Origin of the sequence: Amycolatopsis vastitatis (genome assembly GCF_002234595.1) — a bacterium.
In the GTDB taxonomy this organism is placed as follows: domain Bacteria; phylum Actinomycetota; class Actinomycetes; order Mycobacteriales; family Pseudonocardiaceae; genus Amycolatopsis; species Amycolatopsis vastitatis.
Window position 1 is genome coordinate 1 of record NZ_NMUL01000015.1, and the last position, 1,673, is coordinate 1,673.

The window sequence follows — 1,673 nt, forward strand, 5'->3', positions numbered from 1 at the left end:
AAGGACGAGTTCGAAGGGGCCTGGCATGTCCTGAACCCGGACGGCCGGGCGACGCAGTGGGTGATGAACGGCGCCCGGATCGGCGCGATCCTGGACGGCAACTTCGCCATGAAGGAAGACCTCGACGCGCCGTGGATCGGCATGGCGACCGGCGGCGACGTCAAGCAGATCGCGCTGAACAACGGCCGGATCGCCTTCAGCAACAGCGCCGGGATCATCTTCGCCAAGGACGACCGTGACGGGACCTGGCACGTTCTCAACCCGGACGGCCGAGCCACCCAGTGGGTGCTCGAAGGTGACCGGATCGGCGCGATCCTCGACGGCAACTTCGCGATGAAGGAAACGCTCGACGGCAGCTGGCTGCCCATGGCCACCGGCGGCGACGTCAAGCAGATCCAGCTGAAGGGCAACCGGATCGCCTTCAGCAACAGCGCCGGCGCGATCCTCGCCAAGGACGACGTCTACGGCACCTGGCACGTGCTCAACCCGGACGGCCGCGCCACCGAATGGCAGCTCGAAGGCGGCAACATCAGCGCCGTGCTCGACGGCAACTTCGCGATGAAGGAAGCCCTGGACGGCCCCTGGCTGACGATGGCCGCCGGCGGCGACGTCAAGCACGTCCAGAACCGCGACCGCACCGTCCAGATCGGCTGACTTTCTTTTCCCTGCCAACACTTTCCAGGAGAATCCGATGTCCTTTCCTGCCCATTTCCCGAAGAGATCCGCTGTCCTGGCCGGCCTCACGATCGCTGTCGCATTGACCGGCACGCCGATGGCCACCGCCGCCGAAACCGCGGCGACCGCGTCGGTCGCGTGCGCCGTGCCGTCCGACCGGGACCTGAACGTGACCCGGACCGTCTACCAGGTCGGTGCCGGACTCGGTGTCTCGCCGAGGGTCATGCTGGCCGGTTTCGAGACCGGCTGGGTCGAGTCCCACATGAACAACCTCAACTGCGGTGACTCCGACTCGCTGGGTGTCTTCCAGCAGCGGCCCAGCCAGGGCTGGGGGACCGTGGCCGAGGTCCTCGACGTGAGCCACGCCGCGACGCGCTTCTTCCAGGCCGCGATGAACGTCGAGCGGACGCATCCGGCCTACCGGGCCGGCGATGTCGCCGCCGACGTGCAGCGGCCGCGAGCCGACCTGCGGGGCCGCTACAACGATTCGGAAGCCAAGGCGACCTCGATGCTCAACGAAGTCGCGGCACCGGTGCCGCCGAAGTACGCGACGGTCACCCGCTACGGCTTCAGCAACGGCGCGGGCGTCATCCTCGCCAAGGACGAGCGTGACGGCTCCTGGGCGACGCTCAACCCGGACGGCCGGGCCACGCAGTGGGTCTTCGACGGCGACCGGATCGGCGCCATCCTGGACGGGAACTTCCTGCTGAAGAACGGCCTTTACGACAGCTGGCACCTGATGGCCGACGGACACGACGTCAAGCAGATCGCCCTGAACAACGGCCGGATCGCCTTCAGCAACGGCGCCGGGATCATCTTCGCGAAGGACCAGCTGGACGGCGACTGGCACGTGCTGAACCCGGACGGCCGCGCCACCCAGTGGTCGCTCGAAGGCAACCGGATCGGCGCGATCCTCGACGGCAACTTCGCGATGAAGGAGAACCTCGACGAGCCGTGGATCGGCATGGCGACCGGCGGCGACGTCAAGCAGATCGCGC

Annotated in this window: 1 protein-coding gene and 1 pseudogene; both read left to right on the plus strand. The window is 67.6% G+C overall.

The features are described 5' to 3' along the window. Positions 1-654: hypothetical protein (locus CF165_RS51220; RefSeq protein ID WP_158226796.1), on the plus strand; the 654-nt coding region annotated here is incomplete at its 5' end. 37 nt (positions 655-691) lie between these two features. After that, positions 692-1,673: pseudogene (locus CF165_RS18050) on the plus strand (hypothetical protein); the annotation flags it as partial.